Origin of the sequence: Pseudomonas sp. Sample_16 (assembly GCF_004307665.1) — a bacterium.
In the GTDB taxonomy this organism is placed as follows: Bacteria; Pseudomonadota; Gammaproteobacteria; order Pseudomonadales; family Pseudomonadaceae; genus Aquipseudomonas.
In genome coordinates, this window is record NZ_RCOB01000121.1 from 1 (window position 1) to 20,651 (window position 20,651).

A 20,651-nucleotide genomic window follows, 5' to 3' on the forward strand; every position below is an offset into this window, starting at 1 on the left:
ACCCGAAGGTCGTCGGTTCAAATCCGGCTCCCGCAACCAAACATCAAAAAAGGCTACTCGAAAGAGTGGCCTTTTTTGTATCTGTTGAAAAAGTCCTTTCGCAACAATGACCTGTCACTGTGTAGTGAAGCGTTCGGGATCACCCTGGCTGCGGGTTCAGACTATGCTGAATCGCAGACAGAACCCTCTATGCCCAATGACATGCCATCGCCGCCAACCGGTGAGAGGCGTTAATATTTGTGATTATTTTTTTCTACAGGGATTGGTAACTTGGCTGGATACCTCCATCCTGTCGCGCACAATCCAAGAGGTGATTGATGCGCGCCAACTCGTCTGATTCACAAGACACCGTCACAGCGACACAACCGATCAAAGCCGAGCGACTGCGCTTGCTTGATCGCGTCAGTAAATACCGTCAGCCCATAGGTCTTGCGGTCACGCTGCTGTTGTTCGCGATCGCGCTGATTGCCTGTCGTCACCTGCTGAGCGAACTTGACCTGGACGCTCTGCACGACTCGATTCTCGAGGTTCCAAAACCGGCATTGCTCGGTGCACTGGGCGCGACCGTGGCAGGCTTCATCCTATTGCTGGGCTATGAATGGTCAGCCAGTCGCTATGCCGGTGTGAGCCTGCCCGCGCGCACCGTGGCCCTGGGCGGTTTCAGCGCTTTCGCCATTGGCAATGCCATCGGCCTGTCGATGCTGTCGGGTGGCTCGGTTCGCTACCGTTTATATGCGCGTCATGGCCTGGGGGCTTCTGAGGTTGCGCACATGACGCTGTTTGCCAGCCTGTCGCTCGGTTGCGCCCTGCCGCCACTGGCGGCACTGGCGACACTCAGCAATCTGCCCGCGGCCTCTGCGGCCCTGGGGCTCTCAGAGATCTTGCTCGGTGCCATCGCTGCCGGCGTACTGCTGTTGTTCAGCGTGCTGGCCATCGGACTGTACCGTCGCCGCCTGCCGGAACAACCCTACGCCGATAACCTGCTGGTCAAGATTGGTCGTCGCACCTTGCGCCTGCCCGGGCGCCGCCTGACGTTCCTGCAACTGCTCATCACCGCTCTGGACGTGGCCGCCGCCGCGACCGTGCTGTATCTCCTGCTGCCCGAAGCTCCGCCCTTCGGCGCATTCCTGCTGGTGTACCTCCTGGCGCTGGCGGCGGGCGTGCTCAGTCATGTGCCCGGCGGCGTCGGGGTGTTCGAGGCGATCTTGCTCGCGGCCTTTTCCGACAAGCTCGGCGCCGCGCCACTGGCCGCCGCCCTGCTGCTTTATCGCTTGATCTACGTGGTGCTGCCGATGCTGGTGGCTTGCCTGCTGCTGTTGATCAACGAAGGGCAGCGCCTGTTCCAGACCCGTCAGACGCTGCGTGCCGCGTCTGGCCTGGCAGCGCCGATTCTCGCGGTGCTGGTGTTTCTTTCCGGGGTAGTGCTGTTGTTTTCCGGAGCAACGCCGGAAATCGACACCCGCCTGGAACACATCGGCTTTCTGATTCCGCATCGACTGGTCGACGCCTCGCACTTGGGCGCCAGCCTGATCGGCGTGTTGTGCCTGCTGCTCGCCCAGGGTTTGCGTCGGCGACTGTCGGCAGCGTGGATGCTCACCACCATTCTGCTGCTGGTCGGCGCCCTGCTCTCTCTACTCAAGGGTTTCGACTGGGAAGAAGCCAGCCTGATGGTCTTGACCGCGAGCCTGCTCGGGGTTTTCCGCCGCTCGTTCTACCGTCCGAGCCGTCTGACCGAACTGCCGTTTTCGCCGTTGTACCTGGTGGCCAGCCTGTGCGTACTCGGTGCTTCGATGTGGCTGCTGCTGTTCGCCTATCAGGACGTTCCCTACAGCCATCAGCTGTGGTGGCAGTTCACCCTGGACGCCGATGCTCCCCGTGGCTTGCGCTCGCTGCTCGGCGCCGCGGTGCTGCTGGTGGTGGTATCCCTGACCTGGCTGCTGCGCACGGCCCGCCCGGTGATTCATCTGCCGACGCCCGATGAACTGGAGCGCGCCAGCAAGATCCTCATGGCGTCCGCCCAACCGGACGGCGGCCTAGCCCTCACCGGCGACAAGGCGCTGCTGTTCCACCCCAACGACGAGGCGTTCCTGATGTATGCCCGTCGTGGCCGCAGCCTTGTGGCATTGTATGACCCGATTGGCCCTGCCCAGCAACGAGCGGAAATGATCTGGCAGTTCCGTGACCTGTGTGACATCCACCACGCCCGTCCGGTGTTCTATCAAGTGCGCGCGGAGAACCTGCCGTACTACATGGACATCGGCCTGACCGCGATCAAGCTCGGTGAAGAAGCCCGGGTCGATCTCAAGCGTTTTGATCTCGAAGCCAAGGGCAAGGAGATGAAGGACCTGCGCTACACCTGGAACCGTGGCACCCGCGATGGCTTGTCGCTGGAAATCCACGAACCGGGCCAGGCGCCGATGGATGAGCTCAAGGTGATTTCCGATGCCTGGCTGACTGGCAAGAACGTGCGTGAGAAAGGCTTCTCCCTGGGGCGGTTCAGTGATGACTACCTCAAGCATTTCCGTATAGCGGTGATCCGTTTCGAGGGGCGCCCGGTGGCATTCGCCAACCTGCTCGAGACCTACAGCCATGACCTGGCCAGCCTCGACCTGATGCGCGCGCACCCGGACGCCCCCAAGCTGACCATGGAATTCATGATGGTCGGCCTGATTCAACATTATAAAAATCATGGATACGCGCGCTTCAGCCTGGGCATGGTGCCGTTGTCGGGGTTGCAACCCCGTCGCGGCGCACCGTTGACACAGCGCTTGGGCTCGATGGTATTCCGCCGTGGTGAGCAGCTCTACAACTTCCAAGGCTTGCGCCGCTTCAAAGACAAATTCCAGCCTGACTGGGAACCCCGTTATATGGCCGTGCCCGCCGGACTCGATCCGCTGGTTGCGCTGGCCGACACTGCTGCCCTGATCGCGGGCGGCTTGACTGGATTGGTGAAACGCTGATGATTCAACGCTCCCTGAAATACATCCTGGCCGCACTGATCGTGCTGGCCGTGATTCTCGGCGGCGGTTTCTGGTACCTCAAACGCCCGGCACCAGAACCGACCCTCGAACAGCTCACACCGGCCGATGGCGCAGCCATGACCCGCGTCATTCCCGGCACCACGCCGAAGGCCCAGGTATTGGTGGCGGTCAACGATGATCAGAAACTCAATGACAAGCAACTGACCACCCTGAGCCGCAGCGCCTCGGCGCAGATCGTTCAGGTGATTCTGCCCAAGGATTGCCTGCTGCAAAGCCGCGCCTTGCAAGCGGGCCTGCGTGAACTGCAGGGGCCGGCCACGCTGGTCAGCGGCATCGGCCCGGGCGCGGTGCTGGCCTGGCGCTGGTTGTCGGAACAGAAGAACGATAAGGCCCATGCCGTTTCCGTGGATCTGGCCCTGGAAAAACCCGGTAGCTGCACACACCTGTTGCCCAAAAGCGCCGCCCACGGCCACTGGCTGGTGGCATGGAACGACAACCCGGACGACACCAGTGCCGGCTTCGTGCGTGACCAGCCGAACGCCGAAACCAGCATCAGCGACTACGACATCAACCTGCCGCAAGTGCTGAACAACGAACTGCGCAAGATCCTCGTCGGCGGCGACAAAGCGGCAGGCGGCCTGCAGATTCCGGTGGTTGAAGTGCCCGCAGGCCAGGCCCGGGACACGGTCACCCTGTTCCTCTCCGGTGACGGTGGCTGGCGCGATCTGGACCGCGATGTCGCCGGCGAAATGGCCAAGATCGGTTACCCGGTGGTCGGCATCGACACCTTGCGTTACTACTGGCAGCACAAGAGTCCGGAACAGAGCGCCCTGGACCTGGCAGAACTGATGCAGCACTACCGGCAGAAATGGGGCACCAAGCGCTTCATTCTCACCGGTTACTCGTTCGGTGCCGACGTGCTGCCAGCGATCTACAACCGCCTGGCCGAATCGGAACAGAATCGCGTCGACGCAATCATCCTGCTGGCTTTCGCCCGTACCGGCAGCTTCGAAATCGAAGTCGAAGGCTGGCTCGGCAACGCCGGCAAGGAAGCCGCCACCGGCCCGGAAATGGCCAGGTTGCCAGCCGCTAAAGTGGTGTGCATCTACGGTGAAGAAGAAGTCGATGAAAGTGGCTGCACCGACAAGAGCGCCGTGGGCGAAGTCATCAAATTGCCCGGCGGCCACCACTTCGACGAAAACTACCCGGCGCTGGCCCAGCGTTTGGTGGGGGTGATCAAGAAACTCCAGGCGCAGGAAACCGAGGCTCAGGAGTGATCTGAGCAGCGTTTGCAAAAAAGCCCCCGCAGCGTTTCGGTTACGGGGGCTTTTTCATGACCGTTACTTGAACTCGACACAAATCCCTGTGGGAGCAGGCTTGCCGCGATAAGGGCATAACGTCCGACATCTCTGTCGACTGACACGCTGCCATCGCGGGCAAGCCCGCTCCCACAGGGTTTATCGCTGCCTTTGGATACGTCATAAAAAGCCCCCGCTGCCGCAAGGCAACGGGGGCTTTTTGATCTTGCAGTCTTACATCTCCACCTGTGTCCCCAACTCAATCACCCGGTTCAACGGCAGATTGAAGAAGCGCAGGTTGCCGTTGGCGTTCTGCAACATGAAGGCGAACAGTGCCTCGCGCCAGCGGGCCATGCCTTCGAGCTTGGAAGCGATGACGGTTTCGCGGCTGAGGAAGTAGGTGGTGCGCATAGGGCTGAAGTCCAGTTCATCGAGATGACACAGTTTCAGCGCCTTCGGCACGTCCGGCTCATCGGTGAAGCCAAAATGCAGGATTACCCGGAAGAAACCCTCGCCGTAGGAATCGACTTCGAAGCGCCGGCTCGGCGGCACTCGCGGGATGTCTTCGTACACCACCGTCAACAGCACCACTTGCTCGTGCAGCACCTGATTATGCAGAAGGTTGTGCAACAGAGCGTGAGGCACGGCGTCCGGCCGGGCGGTGAGGAACACAGCGGTACCCTGGACCCGATGCGGGGGCTGCACGGCGATACTGCTGATGAAGATCGGCAACGGCAATCCACCTTCATCAATGCGATCGACCAGCAACTGCTTGCCGCGCTTCCAGGTGGTCATGAGGACAAACAATGCGAGACCGGCAATCACGGGGAATGCCCCGCCCTGCACGATTTTCGGTACGTTGGCAGCGAAGTAAAGACCGTCCACCAACAGGAAACCAAGCAAGATCGGCAACGCAAGGATCGGCGGCCACTTCCACAGCAGCAGGATCACCGCCGACACCAGAATAGTGGTCATCAGCATGGTGCCCGTCACCGCCACACCGTAGGCGGAAGCCAGGGCGCCGGAGGATTCGAAACCTATCACCAGCAAAATCACGCCGACCATCAGTGCCCAGTTCACTGCACCGATGTAGATCTGGCCCTGTTCAGCGCTCGAGGTGTGCCGGATATGCATGCGCGGGATGTAGCCGAGCTGGATCGCCTGACGGGTCAAGGAGAACGCACCGGAAATCACCGCTTGCGAGGCAATCACCGTGGCCAGGGTCGACAGGCCGACCAGTGGGATCAACGCCCAACTTGGCGCCAGCAAGTAGAACGGGTTGCGAGCGGCTTCCGGGTCACCCAGCAGCAAGGCGCCTTGGCCGAAATAGTTGAGCACCAACGCCGGCAGCACGAGGATGAACCAGGCGCGGGCAATCGGCTTGCGACCGAAGTGGCCCATGTCCGCGTAGAGCGCTTCGGCACCGGTCAATGCCAGCACCACGGCGCCGAGAATCGCCACGCCCATGCCCGGATGCACGATGAAGAAACGCACACCCCAAACCGGGTTCATCGCTTGCAGGACTTCCGGGTGCTGAACGATGCCGTAGACACCGAGCGCTCCCAGCACCAGGAACCAGGTGACCATGATCGGCCCGAACAGGATGCCGATCCGTGCGGTGCCGTGACTCTGAATCAGGAACAGCGCCACCAGCACGATCAACGACAACGGCACCACCCAATGGTCGATCCCCTCGAATGCCAATCCCAGGCCTTCGATTGCCGACAATACGGAGATGGCCGGGGTGATCATGCTGTCGCCATAGAACAACGCCGCACCGATCAGCCCGCATACCACCAGAAGGCCACGCAGCTTGGCATGCCCTGACGCCGCTCGCCGTGCCAGCGCGGTCAGGGCCATGATCCCGCCTTCGCCCTGGTTGTCGGCGCGCAGGACAAACATCATGTATTTGATCGAAACGACCCAGATCAACGACCAGAAAATCAGCGCCAGAATACCCAACACGCCATCGTGATTGACCGGCACACCATACGCGCCGGAGAACACTTCTTTGAGGGTGTACAACGGACTGGTGCCGATATCGCCATAAACCACCCCGACTGCCGCAACCAGCATGCCGATCGGTTTGGCCGCCGAATGCCCGGTCGCTCCTGCCTGACTACTTGCGTGCCCCATCCACCACTCCTGATTACCAAAACCCGGCTTCTTGAATGAAGCACTTTTCTGCAGCATGCGCTTTTTTACTTTACGTTACAGACGTTTTGTTGACTGTAAAAAATCCGTAAAGCCCAACCGCGCGAAGCATAGCGCAGCACTCGTCGTATTTCCCCGCATAAAGCTGGTCAAGTGAACGTCTCACCGCTAGAATTGCGCACTTTTTGATCAGAGGCGCAGTTCAAGCGCCCGTCCGTCGGTTTTGCCCAGCCCGGCAAGCGGCGTCACAAAACACCGAGGTTAGACATGTCCACCACTCCTGCGCCGGCCAATCCAAAGGTTGGCTTCGTATCCCTGGGTTGCCCCAAAGCACTGGTCGACTCCGAGCGCATCCTTACCCAGCTGCGCATGGAAGGCTATGACGTCGTGTCCACCTATCAGGACGCCGATGTCGTGGTGGTCAACACCTGCGGCTTCATTGATTCGGCCAAGGCAGAGTCTCTGGAAGTGATCGGCGAAGCGATCAAGGAAAACGGCAAGGTCATCGTCACCGGCTGCATGGGCGTCGAAGAAGGCAACATCCGCGACGTGCACCCGAGCGTGCTGGCCGTGACCGGTCCGCAGCAGTACGAGCAAGTGGTCAACGCCGTGCACGAAGTCGTGCCGCCGCGTCAGGATCACAACCCGCTGATCGACCTGGTGCCGCCGCAAGGGATCAAACTGACCCCACGCCACTACGCCTACCTGAAGATCTCCGAAGGCTGCAACCACAGCTGCAGCTTCTGCATCATCCCGTCGATGCGCGGCAAATTGGTCAGCCGTCCGGTCGGTGATGTCCTTGACGAGGCCCAGCGCCTGGTCAAGTCGGGCGTCAAAGAGCTGTTGGTGATCTCGCAAGACACCAGCGCCTATGGCGTCGACGTGAAATACCGCACCGGTTTCTGGAACGGCGCGCCGGTGAAAACCCGCATGACCGAACTCTGCGAAGCCCTGAGCACCCTCGGCGTCTGGGTTCGCCTGCACTACGTTTATCCGTACCCGCACGTTGACGAACTGATCCCGCTGATGGCCGCCGGCAAGATCCTGCCGTACCTGGACATCCCGTTCCAACACGCCAGCCCGAAAGTGTTGAAGGCGATGAAACGCCCGGCGTTCGAAGACAAGACCCTGGCGCGGATCAAGAACTGGCGCGAAATCTGCCCAGATTTGATCATCCGCTCGACCTTCATCGTCGGTTTCCCGGGCGAGACTGAAGAAGACTTCCAATACCTGCTGAACTGGCTGACCGAAGCCCAGCTCGATCGCGTCGGTTGCTTCCAGTACTCGCCGGTCGACGGCGCGCCGGCCAACGACCTGGACCTGGAAGTGGTTCCAGATGACGTCAAGCAGGATCGTTGGGAGCGCTTCATGGCGCACCAGCAGGCGATCAGCTCGGCCCGCCTGCAAATGCGCATCGGCCGTGAAATCGAAGTGCTGGTCGATGAAGTCGACGAGCAAGGCGCGGTCGGCCGTTGCTTCTTCGATGCTCCGGAAATCGACGGAAACGTATTCATCGACAATGGCAGCAACCTGAAGCCGGGCGATAAAGTCTGGTGCAAGGTGACCGACGCCGACGAATACGATCTGTGGGCTGAACAGATCTAAACGCAAAAATTATGCAAAGCCCCGCTCTCTTGACGAGATGCGGGGCTTTTTTACGGCTATCGTTTGGTGAAGAACGGAATCTCACTTTTTACAGTCGGTAGCTAAAAGAAGGAGCAGGCGGGCATGCGCCAACATTCGGTCATCCACACACCGAAACAGAGTGACTATGAAGAACTGACCCGGGTCTGGGAGGACTCGGTCCGCGCCACCCATGACTTTCTGCCAGACAGTTACATCAATCTGTTGAAGAATCTGGTGCTGACCCGCTACCTCGATGCCGTCATGCTGATCTGCACCAAGGACGCCAACCAGCGCATTACCGGATTCGCCGGGGTCGCGGCGGGCAAGGTCGAAATGCTCTTTATTGACCCGCAACACCGCGGTCAGGGCCTGGGCAAGAAATTGCTGCGTTATGCCCTGGAAAACCTCAACGCCGATCAACTGGACGTGAACGAACAGAACCCGCAAGCCCTGGGGTTTTACTTCAAGCAAGGGTTTGAGGTGATCGGCCGCTCGGAAGTCGATGGCATGGGACAGCCCTATCCGTTGTTGCATATGCGAATGCGCCAGGTCCAGCAACGCTCACAACATGGCTGACACACCAGATTAACCCTGTGGGGCTTGCCAGCGATGCGGACGCTGCGGTCAAGCCAGATACACCGAGGTGATGCAATCGCTGGCAAGCCAGCGCCCACAGGAATTGCGACCGACCTCAAATGGAACCGGGCTTAACCGGCGCCAGGCAGGTACAATGCCCACCCCTTTTTTGTTACGGCCCTGTCATGACTGACCCGATTCGTCTCTCCAAACGCCTCATCGAACTCGTCGGCTGCTCCCGTCGGGAGGCTGAGCTGTTCATCGAAGGCGGCTGGGTCACCGTCGACGGCGAAGTCATCGACGAGCCGCAGTTCAAAGTCGGCGCACAAAAAGTCGAGCTGGATCCAGAAGCCAAGGCCACTGCCCCGGAACCGGTAACCATCCTGTTCAACGTGCCCGCCGGCATGGACGCGGACACCGCCATGGCGACCATCAGCGCCGAGACGCTGAGCGAAGAACACCGTTACGGCAAACGTCCGCTCAAGGGCCACTTCCAGCGCCTGACCGCCAGCACTGACCTGCAGGCTAACGCCAGCGGCTTGCTGGTGTTCACCCAGGACTGGAAGATCCTGCGCAAACTCACCGCCGACTCCAACAAGATCGAGCAGGAATACGTGGTCGAAGTCGAAGGCGACATGGTCGAGCACGGTCTCAATCGCTTGCAACACGGCCTGACCTACAAGGGCAAGGAATTGCCGCCGGTCAAGGCCAGCTGGCAGAACGAAAACCGCCTGCGCTTTGCCATGAAAAACCCGCAACCGGGTGTTATCGCCCTGTTCTGCCAGGCCGTCGGCCTGAAGATCGTAGGTATCCGCCGGATCCGCATCGGTGGCGTATCCATCGGTAAAGTGCCGTTGGGACAATGGCGCTACCTGTCCGGCAAAGAGAAGTTCTAAGGCTTTTCACGCCGTCACACATTTCGGCGTCGCGCCTGGTTGCGACGCCCACAGTTGAAAATCGGGACTGCCCACATGATTCATAACGACGTACTGCGCAGCGTGCGCTACATGCTCGACATCAGCGACAAGAAAGTCATCGAGATCATCAAGCTCGGTGGCATGGATGTGAAGCTCGAAGACCTGGTGACCTGGCTCGACAAGAAAGAGGAGGACGAGGAAGGTTTCGTACGCTGCCCGGACGAAGTCATGGCGCATTTCCTCGACGGCCTGGTGATCTATAAGCGTGGCAAGGACGAAAGCCGTCCACCGCAGCCGATCGAAGTGCCGGTGACCAACAACATCATCCTGAAAAAACTGCGCGTGGCCTTCGAACTCAAGGAAGACGACATGCACGCGATCCTCAAGGCCGCCGAGTTCCCGGTGTCCAAGCCTGAGCTGAGCGCGCTGTTTCGCAAATTCGGCCACACCAACTACCGCCCGTGCGGCGACCAGTTGCTGCGCAATTTCCTCAAGGGCCTGACCCTGCGCGTGCGTCCGCAGTAATCGCCCGCCCGCGTCCCTGTAGGAGCAAAGCTTGCTGGCGATGGCGATTTCGAAAGCGCTATCGCGAGCAAGCTTTGCTCCTACAAGGGATGGCGTCACAAAGCTGTATGGATGCTCACTCCCTGTAGGAGCACAGCTTGCTGGCGATGGCGATCTTGAGGACGCTATCGCCAGCAAGATGTGCGCCTGCAAAAGAAAGGGCAGTCCTGTATGGATGCTCATTCCTCGCAAAAATAGTGGCTCCGCTTCTCACGGCTGACGACTAGGGTGTAGAGACCCTTAAGTTCTCAGGATTCGCCATGCACCCCTACTTTTCCCTGCAAGGCCGCACCGCTCTGGTGACCGGCGGCACTCGTGGTATCGGCAAAATGATTGCCAAGGCCTATGTCGAGGCTGGCGCGACCGTGTATGTCTGCGCCCGCGATGCCGAAGCTTGCCAGCAAACCGCTGACGAACTCGGTGCCCTTGGGCGCTGCCATGCCGTAGCTGCCAACCTGGCGACGGAAGAAGGCGTGCAACAACTGGCCACACGCCTGGGCGAGCAGATCACCCATCTCGACATTCTGGTGAACAATGCCGGCACCACGTGGGGCGCGCCACTGGAAAGCTATCCCATCAAGGGCTGGGAAAAGGTCATGCAGCTCAACGTGACTTCGGTGTTCAACTGCATCCAGCAGTTCCTGCCGCTGCTGCGCAAGGCAGGTTCCGAAGCGAACCCGGCGCGGATCATCAACATCGGGTCGGTGGCGGGGATTTCTTCCTTCGGCGAACAGGCCTACGCCTACGGCCCCAGCAAAGCCGCACTGCACCAATTGTCGCGGATCCTGGCGCGGGAGCTGGTCAGCCAGCACATTAACGTCAACGTGATCGCACCGGGACGGTTCCCGAGCAAGATGACCCAGCATATCGGCAATGATAAGCAGGCATTGGCCGAGGATACGGCGCTGATCCCCATGAAGCGTTGGGGGCGCGAGGAAGAGATGGCGGCGCTGGCGATCAGCCTGGCGAGTACGGCGGGGGCTTACATGACCGGGAATATCATCCCATTGGATGGTGGGTTCAGCCTCTGATCTTCTCCTTATGATCGTTCCCACGCTCCGCGTGGGAATGCAGCGCGGGACGCTGCGCGTCCCAAGAGCTGACGCAGAGCGTCCATTGAGGCATTCCCACGCAGAGCGTGGGAATGATCATGGTTGATCGGGTTATCATGCCCACCCTCACCCCGCCTCGACCGTAAACCATGACCTACAGCGTTTCCCCCATCGGCTTCGTGCGCTCCTGCTTCAAGGAGAAGTTCGCCATTCCGCGTCAACCGCAACTGGCCCCGGCCGCGCGCGGCGTGTTGGAACTGGTCGCACCTTTCGATCAGGGTGATGCCGTGCAGGGCCTGGAGCACGTCAGCCATGTCTGGCTGCTGTTCCTGTTTCACCAGGCCTTGGAAGAAAAGCCCCGCCTGAAAGTTCGCCCGCCCCGACTCGGTGGCAACAAATCGATGGGCGTGTTTGCCACCCGCGCCACCCATCGCCCCAATGGCATTGGCCAGTCAGTGGTCAAACTGGACAAGGTTGAAGCCGGTCGGTTGTGGATTTCCGGTATCGATTTGCTCGACGGCACGCCGGTTCTCGACATCAAACCTTACGTGCCCTACGCCGATATCATCGACAGCGCCGCCAACACTATCGCCAGCGCCGCGCCGCAGTTGATTGCCGTAGAGTGGACGGATGCTGCGCTGCACCAGGCTAATGGCCACGCCCAGCGCCTTGCAGAGCCTTTGGTCGAGCTGATCGAGCAATGCCTGGCGCAGGATCCACGCCCGGCCTATCAGACACCTGCGCCGGAACGGGAATACGGCGCGCAGTTCTGGGATGTGGATGTGCGTTGGCATTACCCGACCCCTGACCTGATCCGCGTTCTCGAAGTCATTCCCGCGAAAGCCTGAACGCCAAAAACGAAAAAGCCCGCATGACCGTCCGGGGTCATGCGGGCTTTTTGGATGCGCTGCGAATCTATTGTAGGAGTCGGCTTGCTGGCGATGGCGATCTTAAAGGCGCTATCGCCAGCAAGCCGACTCCTACACGTGACCTGCGGTCACTTCTCGACGAATGCACGCTCGATCAGGTAATCACCCGGCTCGCGCATCCGCGGCGAAACTTTCAGGCCGAAGCTGTTCAACACTTCGCTGGTCTCGTCGAGCATGCTCGGGCTACCGCACAGCATGGCGCGGTCGTCCTGCGGGTTGATCGGCGGCAGACCGATGTCGCTGAACAGCTTGCCGCTGCGCATCAGGTCGGTCAGGCGACCTTCGTTCTCGAACGGTTCGCGGGTCACGGTCGGGTAGTAGATCAACTTGTCACGCAGCGCATCGCCGAAGAACTCGTTCTGCGGCAGGTGCTCGGTGATGAACTCGCGGTAGGCGACTTCGTTGACGTAACGTACGCCGTGGCACAGGATCACTTTTTCGAAACGCTCGTAGGTTTCCGGGTCCTGGATGACGCTCATGAACGGCGCCAGACCGGTACCGGTGCTGAGCAAGTACAAATGTTTGCCAGGCTTGAGGTCATCCAGCACCAGCGTGCCGGTAGGCTTCTTGCTGATGATGATCTCGTCGCCTTCCTTCAAATGCTGCAACTGGGAAGTCAGCGGACCATCTGGCACCTTGATGCTGAAGAACTCGAGATGCTCTTCCCAGTTCGGGCTGGCGATCGAGTAAGCGCGCATAAGCGGGCGGCCGTTGGGCTGTTGCAGGCCGATCATCACGAACTGACCGTTCTCGAAGCGCAGGCCCGGATCACGGGTGCACTTGAAGCTGAACAGAGTGTCGTTCCAGTGATGAACACTGAGGACACGCTCGTGGTTCATGTTGCTCATGTACGTGGGACTCCTGGAGATTGGTCTGCGCTCGCTCTTGCATGAACAGAGCCGGGGTGCGCAATTGCATCGCATTCTAATAGCGACGACAATATCTGTTAACTGGATTATTAAGATAAGGGTTATCGGTTATATCGATATGCGATTTACTCTCCGTCAACTTCAAGTCTTCGTCGCTGTCGCCCAGCAGGAAAGCGTATCCCGTGCTGCGGGCCTGCTCAACCTCTCGCAGTCGGCGGCAAGCACCTCAATCACCGAACTGGAGCGTCAGTGCAGCTGCCAGTTGTTCGACCGTGCCGGCAAACGCCTGAGCCTCAACGCCCTTGGCAAGCAGTTGTTGCCGCAAGCGGTAGCGCTGCTTGATCAGGCCAAGGAAATCGAAGACCTGCTCAACGGCAAGTCCGGTTTCGGCTCATTGGCGGTAGGCGCAACCCTGACCATCGGCAACTACCTGGCTACCCTGCTGATTGGCAGCTTCATGCAGCGCCACCCGGAAAGCCAGGTGAAGCTGCACGTGCAGAACACTGCCAATATCGTGCAACAAGTAGCCCACTATGAAATTGACCTGGGTCTGATTGAAGGCGATTGCAGCCACCCGGACATCGAAGTGCAGAGCTGGGTCGAAGATGAATTGGTGGTGTTCTGCGCGCCGCAACATCCTTTGGCCAAACGCGGCACGGCAAGCATGGATGAACTGAGCCACGAAGCCTGGATTCTGCGTGAGCAAGGTTCAGGCACGCGCCTGACATTTGATCAGGCCATGCGCCATCACCGCAGCGCGTTGAATATCCGCCTGGAGCTCGAGCATACGGAAGCGATCAAGCGCGCAGTGGAGTCCGGCCTGGGGATTGGGTGCATATCGCGATTGGCGCTACGGGACGCATTCCGTCGCGGCAGCCTGGTAGCGGTGGAAACACCGGATCTGGACCTGGCGCGACAGTTCTACTTCATCTGGCACAAACAGAAATACCAGACATCGGCGATGCGCGAATTCCTCGATCTGTGCCGCGCTTTCACCGCAGGGGTTCAGCGCAGCGACGAGATCGTACTGCCCACGATCGCTTAAAGCAGAATCACGGCCCACACCAGCGCAATCATGGTCAGCGCCACCAATTGCGCGGCGCTGCCCATGTCCTTGGCGTTTTTCGACAGCGGGTGCAACTCCAGGGAAATACGGTCGATGGCCGCTTCCACCGCCGAGTTGAGCAACTCGACGATCAGTGCCAGTAAACAGACGGCAATCAGCAAGGCTTGCTCGACCCGGCTGACGTTCAGGAAGAACGACAGCGGGATCAGGATCACATTGAGCAATACCAACTGCCGAAACGCAGCTTCCCCGGTGAAGGCTGCGCGCAGGCCGTCCAGCGAATAGCCGGAGGCGTTGAGAATACGTTTAAGGCCGGTCTGGCCTTTGAAAGGTGACATAGAGTAGGCAACTGACCAAAAAGGAGTGGGAAAGCTAGATTAACCAAAGTCAAAAAAGCGTGAAGAAGCCAACCCTCAGTGGCTCGAAATTGACTCAAGTTGTTGCAGAAGCAACGCTGCCTGAGTCCGGGTCCGCACATTCAACTTACGGAAAATAGCCGTCACGTGCGCCTTGATCGTCGCCTCGGAAACGCTCAGTTCATAGGCGATCTGTTTGTTCAGCAAACCTTCGCAAACCATCGTCAATACCCGGAACTGCTGCGGCGTCAGGCTGGCAAGCCCTTCGCTGGCAGCCTTGGCCTCATCGGATACGCTGACGGCTTCGAATGCCTGCGGCGGCCAGAATACATCGCCATCGAGCACCGCACGCACGGCTTTCTGGATCACGCTCAGGTCACTGGATTTGGGAATGAACCCGCTGGCGCCGAACTCACGAGACTTGACCATGATTGTCGCCTCTTCCTGAGCGGAAACCATCACCACTGGAATCTGCGGGTATTGGCCACGTAACAGCACCAAGCCTGAAAAACCGTACGCCCCAGGCATATTGAGGTCCAGCAGGACCAGATCCCAATCGGCTTTTTCGGTCAGGCGGGTTTCCAGTTCGGCAATGCTCGCCACTTCCACCAGACGCACATCGGGACCAAGCCCAAGGCTCAACGCTTGATGCAAGGCGGAACGGAAAAGTGGGTGGTCATCGGCAATCAGGATTTCGTATGTGGCCATTGTTCAAATGATCCTGTTTTTCCAGCAACTCAAGGTACAGCCAGAGAGCGGTACCCGGGGCACATTGAACGCCGATACATGACTATTCTCGTTGGCACAGAATAGGCGTATCAAACTTCGGCCGCGCACTGATCGGCGCCAAGCATGCCCAGCGAAACCGGGGTGGTCAAGCTACATGGCCACTACAGTCTTTTGCAGTATGAGCGACAATCAATCCCCGCCCGCAGCGATTTTCTGCACGAACGGCAACAACTCGGCGTGTGCCGGCGTTTCGACGTTCATTTCAAGCTGACGCTTGGCACCGAGATAATGCTGGCTGAACACATCGAAATAAGCCTCCAGTGCCGATGCCGCCTGCTCATCGCCCGCCAGATCGAGACACAACGCCGCGACTTCCGCGGTGCACAGGTGCTCGCTGCGGGTGGATCGGCGCAATTGATAACGGGACAGTTTTTCGGGCAACAGGCTGAGGATCGGCAGCGAGTCGAAATACGGGCTCTTGCGGAAAATCTTCCGGGCTTCGGTCCAGGTCGCGTCCAACAGAATGAACAACGGCCGCTTGCTGCCATCCACCGCCACGCTGTGGGTGACGCGCTCGGGTGCGACATATTCCCCTGGAAACACCAGATAAGGCTGCCATTGCGGGTCGGACAACAACGCCAGCATCTGTGGGTCGGTTTCAGTACGCGACCAGATGAACGCGTGGTTATCGCGCACCACGTCGGCAATCAGCCAACCGGTATTGCTCGGTTTGAACACTTCCTTGCTGGTCATGATCAGGCACACACCGGAGCGGGTCTCGACCTGCGGGCGCCAGGCGCACAGGCAGTGACTCTCGATCACGCGGCAGGCACGGCAACGGGTTGCGCGCCAGCCACGGGCCTGAAGCGGCTTGATGCCTTCGTCTTCGCGCTGATCGCGCAGGCGGGCTACTGCATTGGGGGCATGGCTCATGGCAGGCAACGCCAGCGGGAAAGAGGAGTCGACACGAAAAACACTCGGCAAGGCAAAAAGTACCGGCAGTTTACCAGACCGACAGGAGCAAGCCTGTACCGTCCAGGCCGCCTCCCCTATAATTCGCCGCCACTGAACGCACAGTCACGTGACGGGTCAAACCACCCATCACTGCCCCAGGAGAGTTTCATGCTGCGCCTTATCGTTCCCACCGCTGCCATTCTGCTGGCTTCGACCTTCAACGCTCAGGCTGCATCCCTGAGCGAGCAGAATCTGAACAGAGAACTGCGCAACGTCGCCGCACAAAGCAGCGTCGGCACTCCTCGGGCGATCAATGAAGACATTCTCGATCAAGGCTACACCGTCGAAGGCAATGTCCTGATCAACCACCTGAGCGTGCAAAGCAGCCACGCCAACAAGATGCGCGCCGATCCCAAAGCCGTGTACTTCCAGCTGGGCGCCTCGGTCTGCAACAACCCGTCCTACCGTAAATTGATGGCCAAGGGTGCAGTGATGCGTTACGACTTCACCGAAGTGAAGACCAACCGCGCGGTGGGTTCTGCCAGCTACCAGGAATCGGATTGCCCGAAAGCGGTGCCGAAGAAGAAGTAATCAATGAGACTTTGCGCGTCGCTGTTCATCTTCGGCGCGCAACTCTGCCAGCAGTGCCTGCAAGTAACGTGATCGACGCTCCGTGCCTACAAGACGCCGGCAGCACTCCTCCTCGAGACTCAAATGATTGGTCTCGGCCGATGATTTCAACAATCGATACAGCTGCGTATCGATCTCCAGAATGACTCTGGCCATGGTTTCCCGCCTCCTTGCACCTCACTCGCGTTGAGCGAAAAATCCTTTAACTGCTTGTACCGTGCGCCCTGCCGTTGACGCAAAGTTGTCGTATCACACCTGTAACTTAGTAAATCAGAGTGCATGACACTTGGCTTGCGTTCTGACGAGCGGTGAAACCACCTTGCAAATCATCAATAAGCGGTTGCCAGGCAAGACTTTGCGGCGCAATGATCAATGCAGCGAAAATCACCGCGAAGGTCTAGATTCTACTTATCCACACTCACTTGTCAGGGCAGGAAAAGGGGCCGCCCGTTACGTATTGTGTTGTGCGAACGTTTCTTTCATCCAAGGGACAAACAGAGCCTGTTTGGATGGCCCGGTGACTTTCGGGCCAAGTGGATCGCCCAGGCACGGGCCTGGGGCAGACAGCGACACATGAAGTGTCGTGGCATCGACGATTGCGTAGTCGCCGCCGTGGGCTCTGTGCAGAAGGAGAAGTTGAATGCCTTACCAACCGAATGACCTCCTGAGCCGTCATTTTGAAGAAAGCGGCCACGATCTCATCAGCAAGGTCGAAGAGCAACTCAGCCTTGTTTCCCCCAACAGCCCGAACATCCCAATCTACCGCGACATGATCCTGACCGTGCTGCGCATGGCCCAGGAAGACCACAATCGCTGGAATGCCAAGATCACACTGCAAGCCTTGCGCGAACTGGAACAAGCCTTTCGCGTGCTGGAACAGTTCAAGGGCCGGCGCAAGGTCACGGTCTTCGGTTCTGCCCGCACGCCCATCGAACACCCGCTATATGGTCTCGCCCGGGAACTCGGTGCCACCCTGGCGCGCTCGGACATGATGGTGATCACCGGCGCAGGTGGAGGCATCATGGCCGCCGCTCACGAAGGCGCCGGCCTCGCACACAGCCTGGGATTCAACATCACCCTGCCCTTCGAACAGCATGCCAACCCCACTGTTCAGGGCACAACCAACCTGCTGCCCTTCCACTTTTTCTTCACGCGCAAGTTGTTCTTCGTCAAGGAAGCCGACGCTCTTGTCCTGTGCCCAGGTGGTTTTGGCACGCTGGATGAAGCGCTGGAAGTGTTGACGCTGATCCAGACCGGCAAAAGCCCGCTGGTCCCCGTGGTACTGCTGGACGCGCCGGGCGGCAAGTTCTGGCATGCAGCGCTGGAGTTCATCCAGCAACAACTGGAGGAAAACCGTTACATCCTGCCGACCGACATGAATCTGGTGAAACTGGTCTACACCGCCGAGGAAGCCGTGGAGCACATCAACCAGTTCTACAGCAACTTCCACTCCAGTCGCTGGCTCAAGCATCAGTTCGTGATCCGCATGAACCATACGCTCAGTGAGCGCGCCCTCGAACATATGCAGAAGGCATTCGCTGATCTGTGCCTGAGCGATCACTTCCATCAGCATGCGTACAGTGGCGAGGAACACGACGAAGTACAGTTCAGCCACCTGGCGCGCCTGGCCTTCACCTTCAACGCACGTGATCACGGTCGGTTGCGAGCGCTGGTGGACTACATCAACCTGCCGGAAAACTGGGCACAATCCCAACCTCAGGCACAACAACGCACACGAACGCCGTCCAAGATCACGTAATGCAAAAAAAACGGCCCGCTATCGAAATAGCGAGCCGTTTCAGTTAATCGTCCATCCCTCGGCCGCTGAACAAGCGGCTGATCATCTCCATGGAGAATCCCCTGTACGCCAGGAACCTGCCCTGCTTGGCTCGTTCCCGCGCGTCGATCGGTAACTGCCCGGAGAACTTGCGCCGCCAGGTGTCTGCCAGTTGCTCCTGCCAATCGATGCCACTTTCGCGCAAGGCCAGTTCGATATCGCTGCGTTGCAGACCACGCTGGCTCAATTCTTCACGAATCCGTAAAGGGCCATATCCGGAACGGGCTCGGTAGGAAACAAAACTCTCGAGGTAACGGGATTCGGATAACAAACCCTCTTCCGTCAGCCGGTCGAGCGCTGTATCGATCATTTCAGGGAGGGCGCCGCGCTGGCGCAGTTTACGCGCCAGCTCAACCCGACCGTGCTCGCGTCGTGCGAGCAGGTCCATTGCGGTTCGCCGCACCGCGACGAGTGTATCGAGTACGGCGGTCATCGGATCAATCAGATATCAGCGTCAGCCAGATCGTCTTCGGTCTCTTTGACCGCAGAAGCCTTGGCGTCCGCTACCGACGCCGGGGACAGCAACTTGTCACGCAGTTGCTTCTCGAGCGTTGCGGCGACGTCCGGGTTATCCGCCAGGTACTTGGCCGAGTTGGCTTTGCCCTGACCGATCTTGGTGCCGTTATAGGCATACCAGGCACCGGACTTCTCGACGAAACCGTGCAGCACGCCGAGGTCGATCATCTCACCGTTGAGGTAGATGCCCTTGCCGTAAAGAATCTGGAACTCGGCCTGACGGAACGGCGAAGCTACTTTGTTCTTCACAACCTTGACGCGGGTTTCACTACCGACGACTTCATCACCTTCTTTCACCGCACCCGTGCGACGGATGTCCAGACGTACCGATGCGTAGAACTTCAGTGCGTTACCACCGGTGGTGGTTTCCGGGCTGCCGAACATCACGCCGATTTTCATACGGATCTGGTTGATGAAGATCACCAGGCAGTTGGCGTTCTTGATGTTGCCGGTGATTTTACGCAGCGCCTGGGACATCAGACGGGCTTGCAGGCCAACGTGCATGTCACCCATTTCGCCTTCGATTTCAGCCTTCGGCACCAGTGCCGCCACGGAGTCAACGATGATCACGTCAACCGCGTTGGAGCGCACCAGCATGTCGGTGATTTCCAGGGCTTGCTCACCGGTGTCTGGTTGGGAAACCAGCAGATCATCGACGTTGACGCCCAGCTTGCCGGCGTACTCAGGGTCGAGGGCGTGTTCGGCGTCGACGAATGCGCAGGTCGCGCCGGCTTTTTGAGCCTGGGCGATCACGGACAAGGTCAGCGTGGTTTTACCGGAAGATTCAGGACCGTAGATTTCAACAATACGGCCTTTTGGCAGACCGCCGATGCCGAGAGCGATGTCCAGACCCAGAGAGCCAGTAGAGATGGCCGGGATCGCCTGACGGTCCTGATCGCCCATACGCATTACGGCACCCTTGCCGAATTGACGTTCGATCTGACCCAGGGCCGCAGCCAAGGCTTTCTTCTTGTTGTCGTCCATTAAAGTCCTCACGTAATCAATAAGGCCTGACGGCCAACACCTGTATAAGTAGCCAGTATTATTCCACAGCGATTCCGGATCGCCTACCCCTGATTTGAGATTTCTGCCTTGGTGTAGCGCAGCAGCCCCTCTAGTGCGGCCTTTACCGTTTGTCGGCGGACCTCGTCACGGTCACCGGCAAAGTGCTGCACTTCACTGAATACCCGTTCGCCAACGCCCCAGGCCAACCATACCGTGCCCACCGGCTTGCTTTTCGAACCACCATCAGGCCCGGCAATGCCGCTGACCGCCACGGAAAAAAACGCACGGCTTTTTTCCTGCGCACCTTTGGCCATCGCCTCGACCACCTCGCGACTGACCGCCCCCACCGAAGTGAACAACTCCACCGGGACGTTCAATTGCAGGTTCTTCTGCAGATTGGAGTAGGTGACATAACCGGCCTCGAACCATGCCGAACTGCCGGGAATCCGGGTGATCGCCTCGGCGATCCCGCCACCGGTACATGACTCGGCGGTGGACACATGGGCATTTAGAAGCTGCAACTGCCTGCCAAGGTCATCGGCCAGTTGGGTGATTGCTTTCACGGTCATCTCCTGATCGGGCGGAATGAGAC

The 20,651-nt window shown here is 59.2% G+C and carries 20 protein-coding genes; 11 read left to right on the plus strand and 9 right to left on the minus strand.

Annotation, left to right across the window (positions count from 1 at the left end):
* Positions 1-317 precede the first annotated feature (317 nt).
* Positions 318-2,960: a bifunctional lysylphosphatidylglycerol flippase/synthetase MprF gene (mprF, locus tag D8U69_RS16850; RefSeq protein ID WP_130907767.1), complete on the plus strand. Its 2,643-nt coding sequence runs from the start codon at positions 318-320 to the stop codon at positions 2,958-2,960.
* Positions 2,960-4,258 carry an AcvB/VirJ family lysyl-phosphatidylglycerol hydrolase gene (locus D8U69_RS16855; RefSeq protein ID WP_130907768.1) on the plus strand — a complete coding sequence of 433 codons (1,299 nt, stop codon included), beginning with the start codon at positions 2,960-2,962 and terminating at the stop codon, positions 4,256-4,258. The genes mprF and D8U69_RS16855 overlap by 1 nt, the downstream gene beginning before the upstream one ends.
* Positions 4,259-4,513: 255 nt before the next feature.
* Here the strand turns inward: D8U69_RS16855 and D8U69_RS16865 are convergent, their stop codons facing one another.
* On the minus strand, positions 4,514-6,415 hold the full coding sequence (locus tag D8U69_RS16865) for a potassium transporter Kup (protein WP_130907769.1): 1,902 nt from the start codon (positions 6,413-6,415) through the stop codon (positions 4,514-4,516).
* Positions 6,416-6,700: 285 nt separating this feature from the next.
* Between D8U69_RS16865 and rimO the strand changes: the two genes are divergently transcribed.
* The 6 genes from rimO (at position 6,701) to tsaA (ending at position 12,016) form a co-directional block, all read left to right on the plus strand.
* Positions 6,701-8,038, plus strand: a complete 1,338-nt coding sequence (gene rimO, locus D8U69_RS16870; protein ID WP_003222282.1) for a 30S ribosomal protein S12 methylthiotransferase RimO — start codon at positions 6,701-6,703, stop codon at positions 8,036-8,038.
* Between the two features lie 123 nt (positions 8,039-8,161).
* Complete coding sequence (locus D8U69_RS16875; protein ID WP_056856159.1) at positions 8,162-8,635, plus strand: GNAT family N-acetyltransferase; 474 nt, start codon at positions 8,162-8,164, stop codon at positions 8,633-8,635.
* Between the two features lie 185 nt (positions 8,636-8,820).
* Positions 8,821-9,531, plus strand: coding sequence for an rRNA pseudouridine synthase (locus D8U69_RS16880; protein WP_056856160.1), 711 nt, complete (start codon positions 8,821-8,823; stop codon positions 9,529-9,531).
* 75 nt (positions 9,532-9,606) lie between these two features.
* On the plus strand, positions 9,607-10,077 hold the full coding sequence (locus D8U69_RS16885) for a DUF1456 family protein (RefSeq protein ID WP_056856161.1): 471 nt from the start codon (positions 9,607-9,609) through the stop codon (positions 10,075-10,077).
* A 299-nt stretch (positions 10,078-10,376) separates the two neighbouring features.
* Complete coding sequence (locus D8U69_RS16890; protein WP_056856162.1) at positions 10,377-11,147, plus strand: SDR family oxidoreductase; 771 nt, start codon at positions 10,377-10,379, stop codon at positions 11,145-11,147.
* A 170-nt stretch (positions 11,148-11,317) separates the two neighbouring features.
* Complete coding sequence (gene tsaA, locus D8U69_RS16895) at positions 11,318-12,016, plus strand: tRNA (N6-threonylcarbamoyladenosine(37)-N6)-methyltransferase TrmO (RefSeq protein ID WP_130907770.1); 699 nt, start codon at positions 11,318-11,320, stop codon at positions 12,014-12,016.
* 149 nt (positions 12,017-12,165) lie between these two features.
* On the opposite strand, the gene fpr is transcribed toward tsaA, so the two are convergent.
* The gene (gene fpr, locus D8U69_RS16900) at positions 12,166-12,945 is read right to left on the minus strand and encodes a ferredoxin-NADP reductase (protein WP_008054100.1); all 780 of its coding nucleotides are present in this window, start codon (positions 12,943-12,945) and stop codon (positions 12,166-12,168) included.
* Positions 12,946-13,084: 139 nt separating this feature from the next.
* Between fpr and D8U69_RS16905 the strand changes: the two genes are divergently transcribed.
* On the plus strand, positions 13,085-14,011 hold the full coding sequence (locus D8U69_RS16905) for a LysR family transcriptional regulator (RefSeq protein ID WP_056856163.1): 927 nt from the start codon (positions 13,085-13,087) through the stop codon (positions 14,009-14,011).
* Here the strand turns inward: D8U69_RS16905 and D8U69_RS16910 are convergent.
* From D8U69_RS16910 to D8U69_RS16920, 3 genes are all read right to left on the minus strand, one after another.
* Entirely contained in the window at positions 14,008-14,370 is a 363-nt protein-coding gene (locus tag D8U69_RS16910) for a diacylglycerol kinase (protein ID WP_008060649.1), read from the minus strand. The genes D8U69_RS16905 and D8U69_RS16910 overlap by 4 nt on opposite strands.
* Before the next feature lie 75 nt (positions 14,371-14,445).
* Complete coding sequence (gene erdR, locus D8U69_RS16915) at positions 14,446-15,096, minus strand: response regulator transcription factor ErdR (protein WP_056856164.1); 651 nt, start codon at positions 15,094-15,096, stop codon at positions 14,446-14,448.
* A 210-nt stretch (positions 15,097-15,306) separates the two neighbouring features.
* Positions 15,307-16,050: a tRNA-uridine aminocarboxypropyltransferase gene (locus D8U69_RS16920; protein ID WP_130907771.1), complete on the minus strand. Its 744-nt coding sequence runs from the start codon at positions 16,048-16,050 to the stop codon at positions 15,307-15,309.
* A 189-nt stretch (positions 16,051-16,239) separates the two neighbouring features.
* Here D8U69_RS16920 and D8U69_RS16925 point away from each other — a divergent pair, with 189 nt between their 5' ends.
* The gene (locus D8U69_RS16925) at positions 16,240-16,662 is read left to right on the plus strand and encodes a PA3611 family quorum-sensing-regulated virulence factor (protein ID WP_056856166.1); all 423 of its coding nucleotides are present in this window, start codon (positions 16,240-16,242) and stop codon (positions 16,660-16,662) included.
* Here D8U69_RS16925 and D8U69_RS16930 read toward each other — a convergent pair whose 3' ends face one another.
* Positions 16,663-16,857 carry a hypothetical protein gene (locus D8U69_RS16930; RefSeq protein ID WP_056856167.1) on the minus strand — a complete coding sequence of 65 codons (195 nt, stop codon included), beginning with the start codon at positions 16,855-16,857 and terminating at the stop codon, positions 16,663-16,665.
* Between the two features lie 484 nt (positions 16,858-17,341).
* On the opposite strand from D8U69_RS16930, the gene D8U69_RS16935 reads away from it, so the two are divergent.
* A complete protein-coding gene (locus D8U69_RS16935; RefSeq protein ID WP_130906363.1) occupies positions 17,342-18,460 on the plus strand; it encodes a TIGR00730 family Rossman fold protein in 1,119 nt (372 codons plus the stop codon).
* A gap of 43 nt (positions 18,461-18,503) precedes the next feature.
* Here D8U69_RS16935 and recX read toward each other — a convergent pair whose 3' ends face one another.
* From recX to D8U69_RS16950, 3 genes are all read right to left on the minus strand, one after another.
* The gene (recX, locus tag D8U69_RS16940) at positions 18,504-18,971 is read right to left on the minus strand and encodes a recombination regulator RecX (RefSeq protein WP_130906364.1); all 468 of its coding nucleotides are present in this window, start codon (positions 18,969-18,971) and stop codon (positions 18,504-18,506) included.
* A gap of 8 nt (positions 18,972-18,979) precedes the next feature.
* Complete coding sequence (gene recA, locus D8U69_RS16945; RefSeq protein WP_056856170.1) at positions 18,980-20,038, minus strand: recombinase RecA; 1,059 nt, start codon at positions 20,036-20,038, stop codon at positions 18,980-18,982.
* An 83-nt stretch (positions 20,039-20,121) separates the two neighbouring features.
* Positions 20,122-20,622, minus strand: a complete 501-nt coding sequence (locus D8U69_RS16950; RefSeq protein ID WP_130906365.1) for a CinA family protein — start codon at positions 20,620-20,622, stop codon at positions 20,122-20,124.
* Positions 20,623-20,651 lie beyond the last annotated feature (29 nt).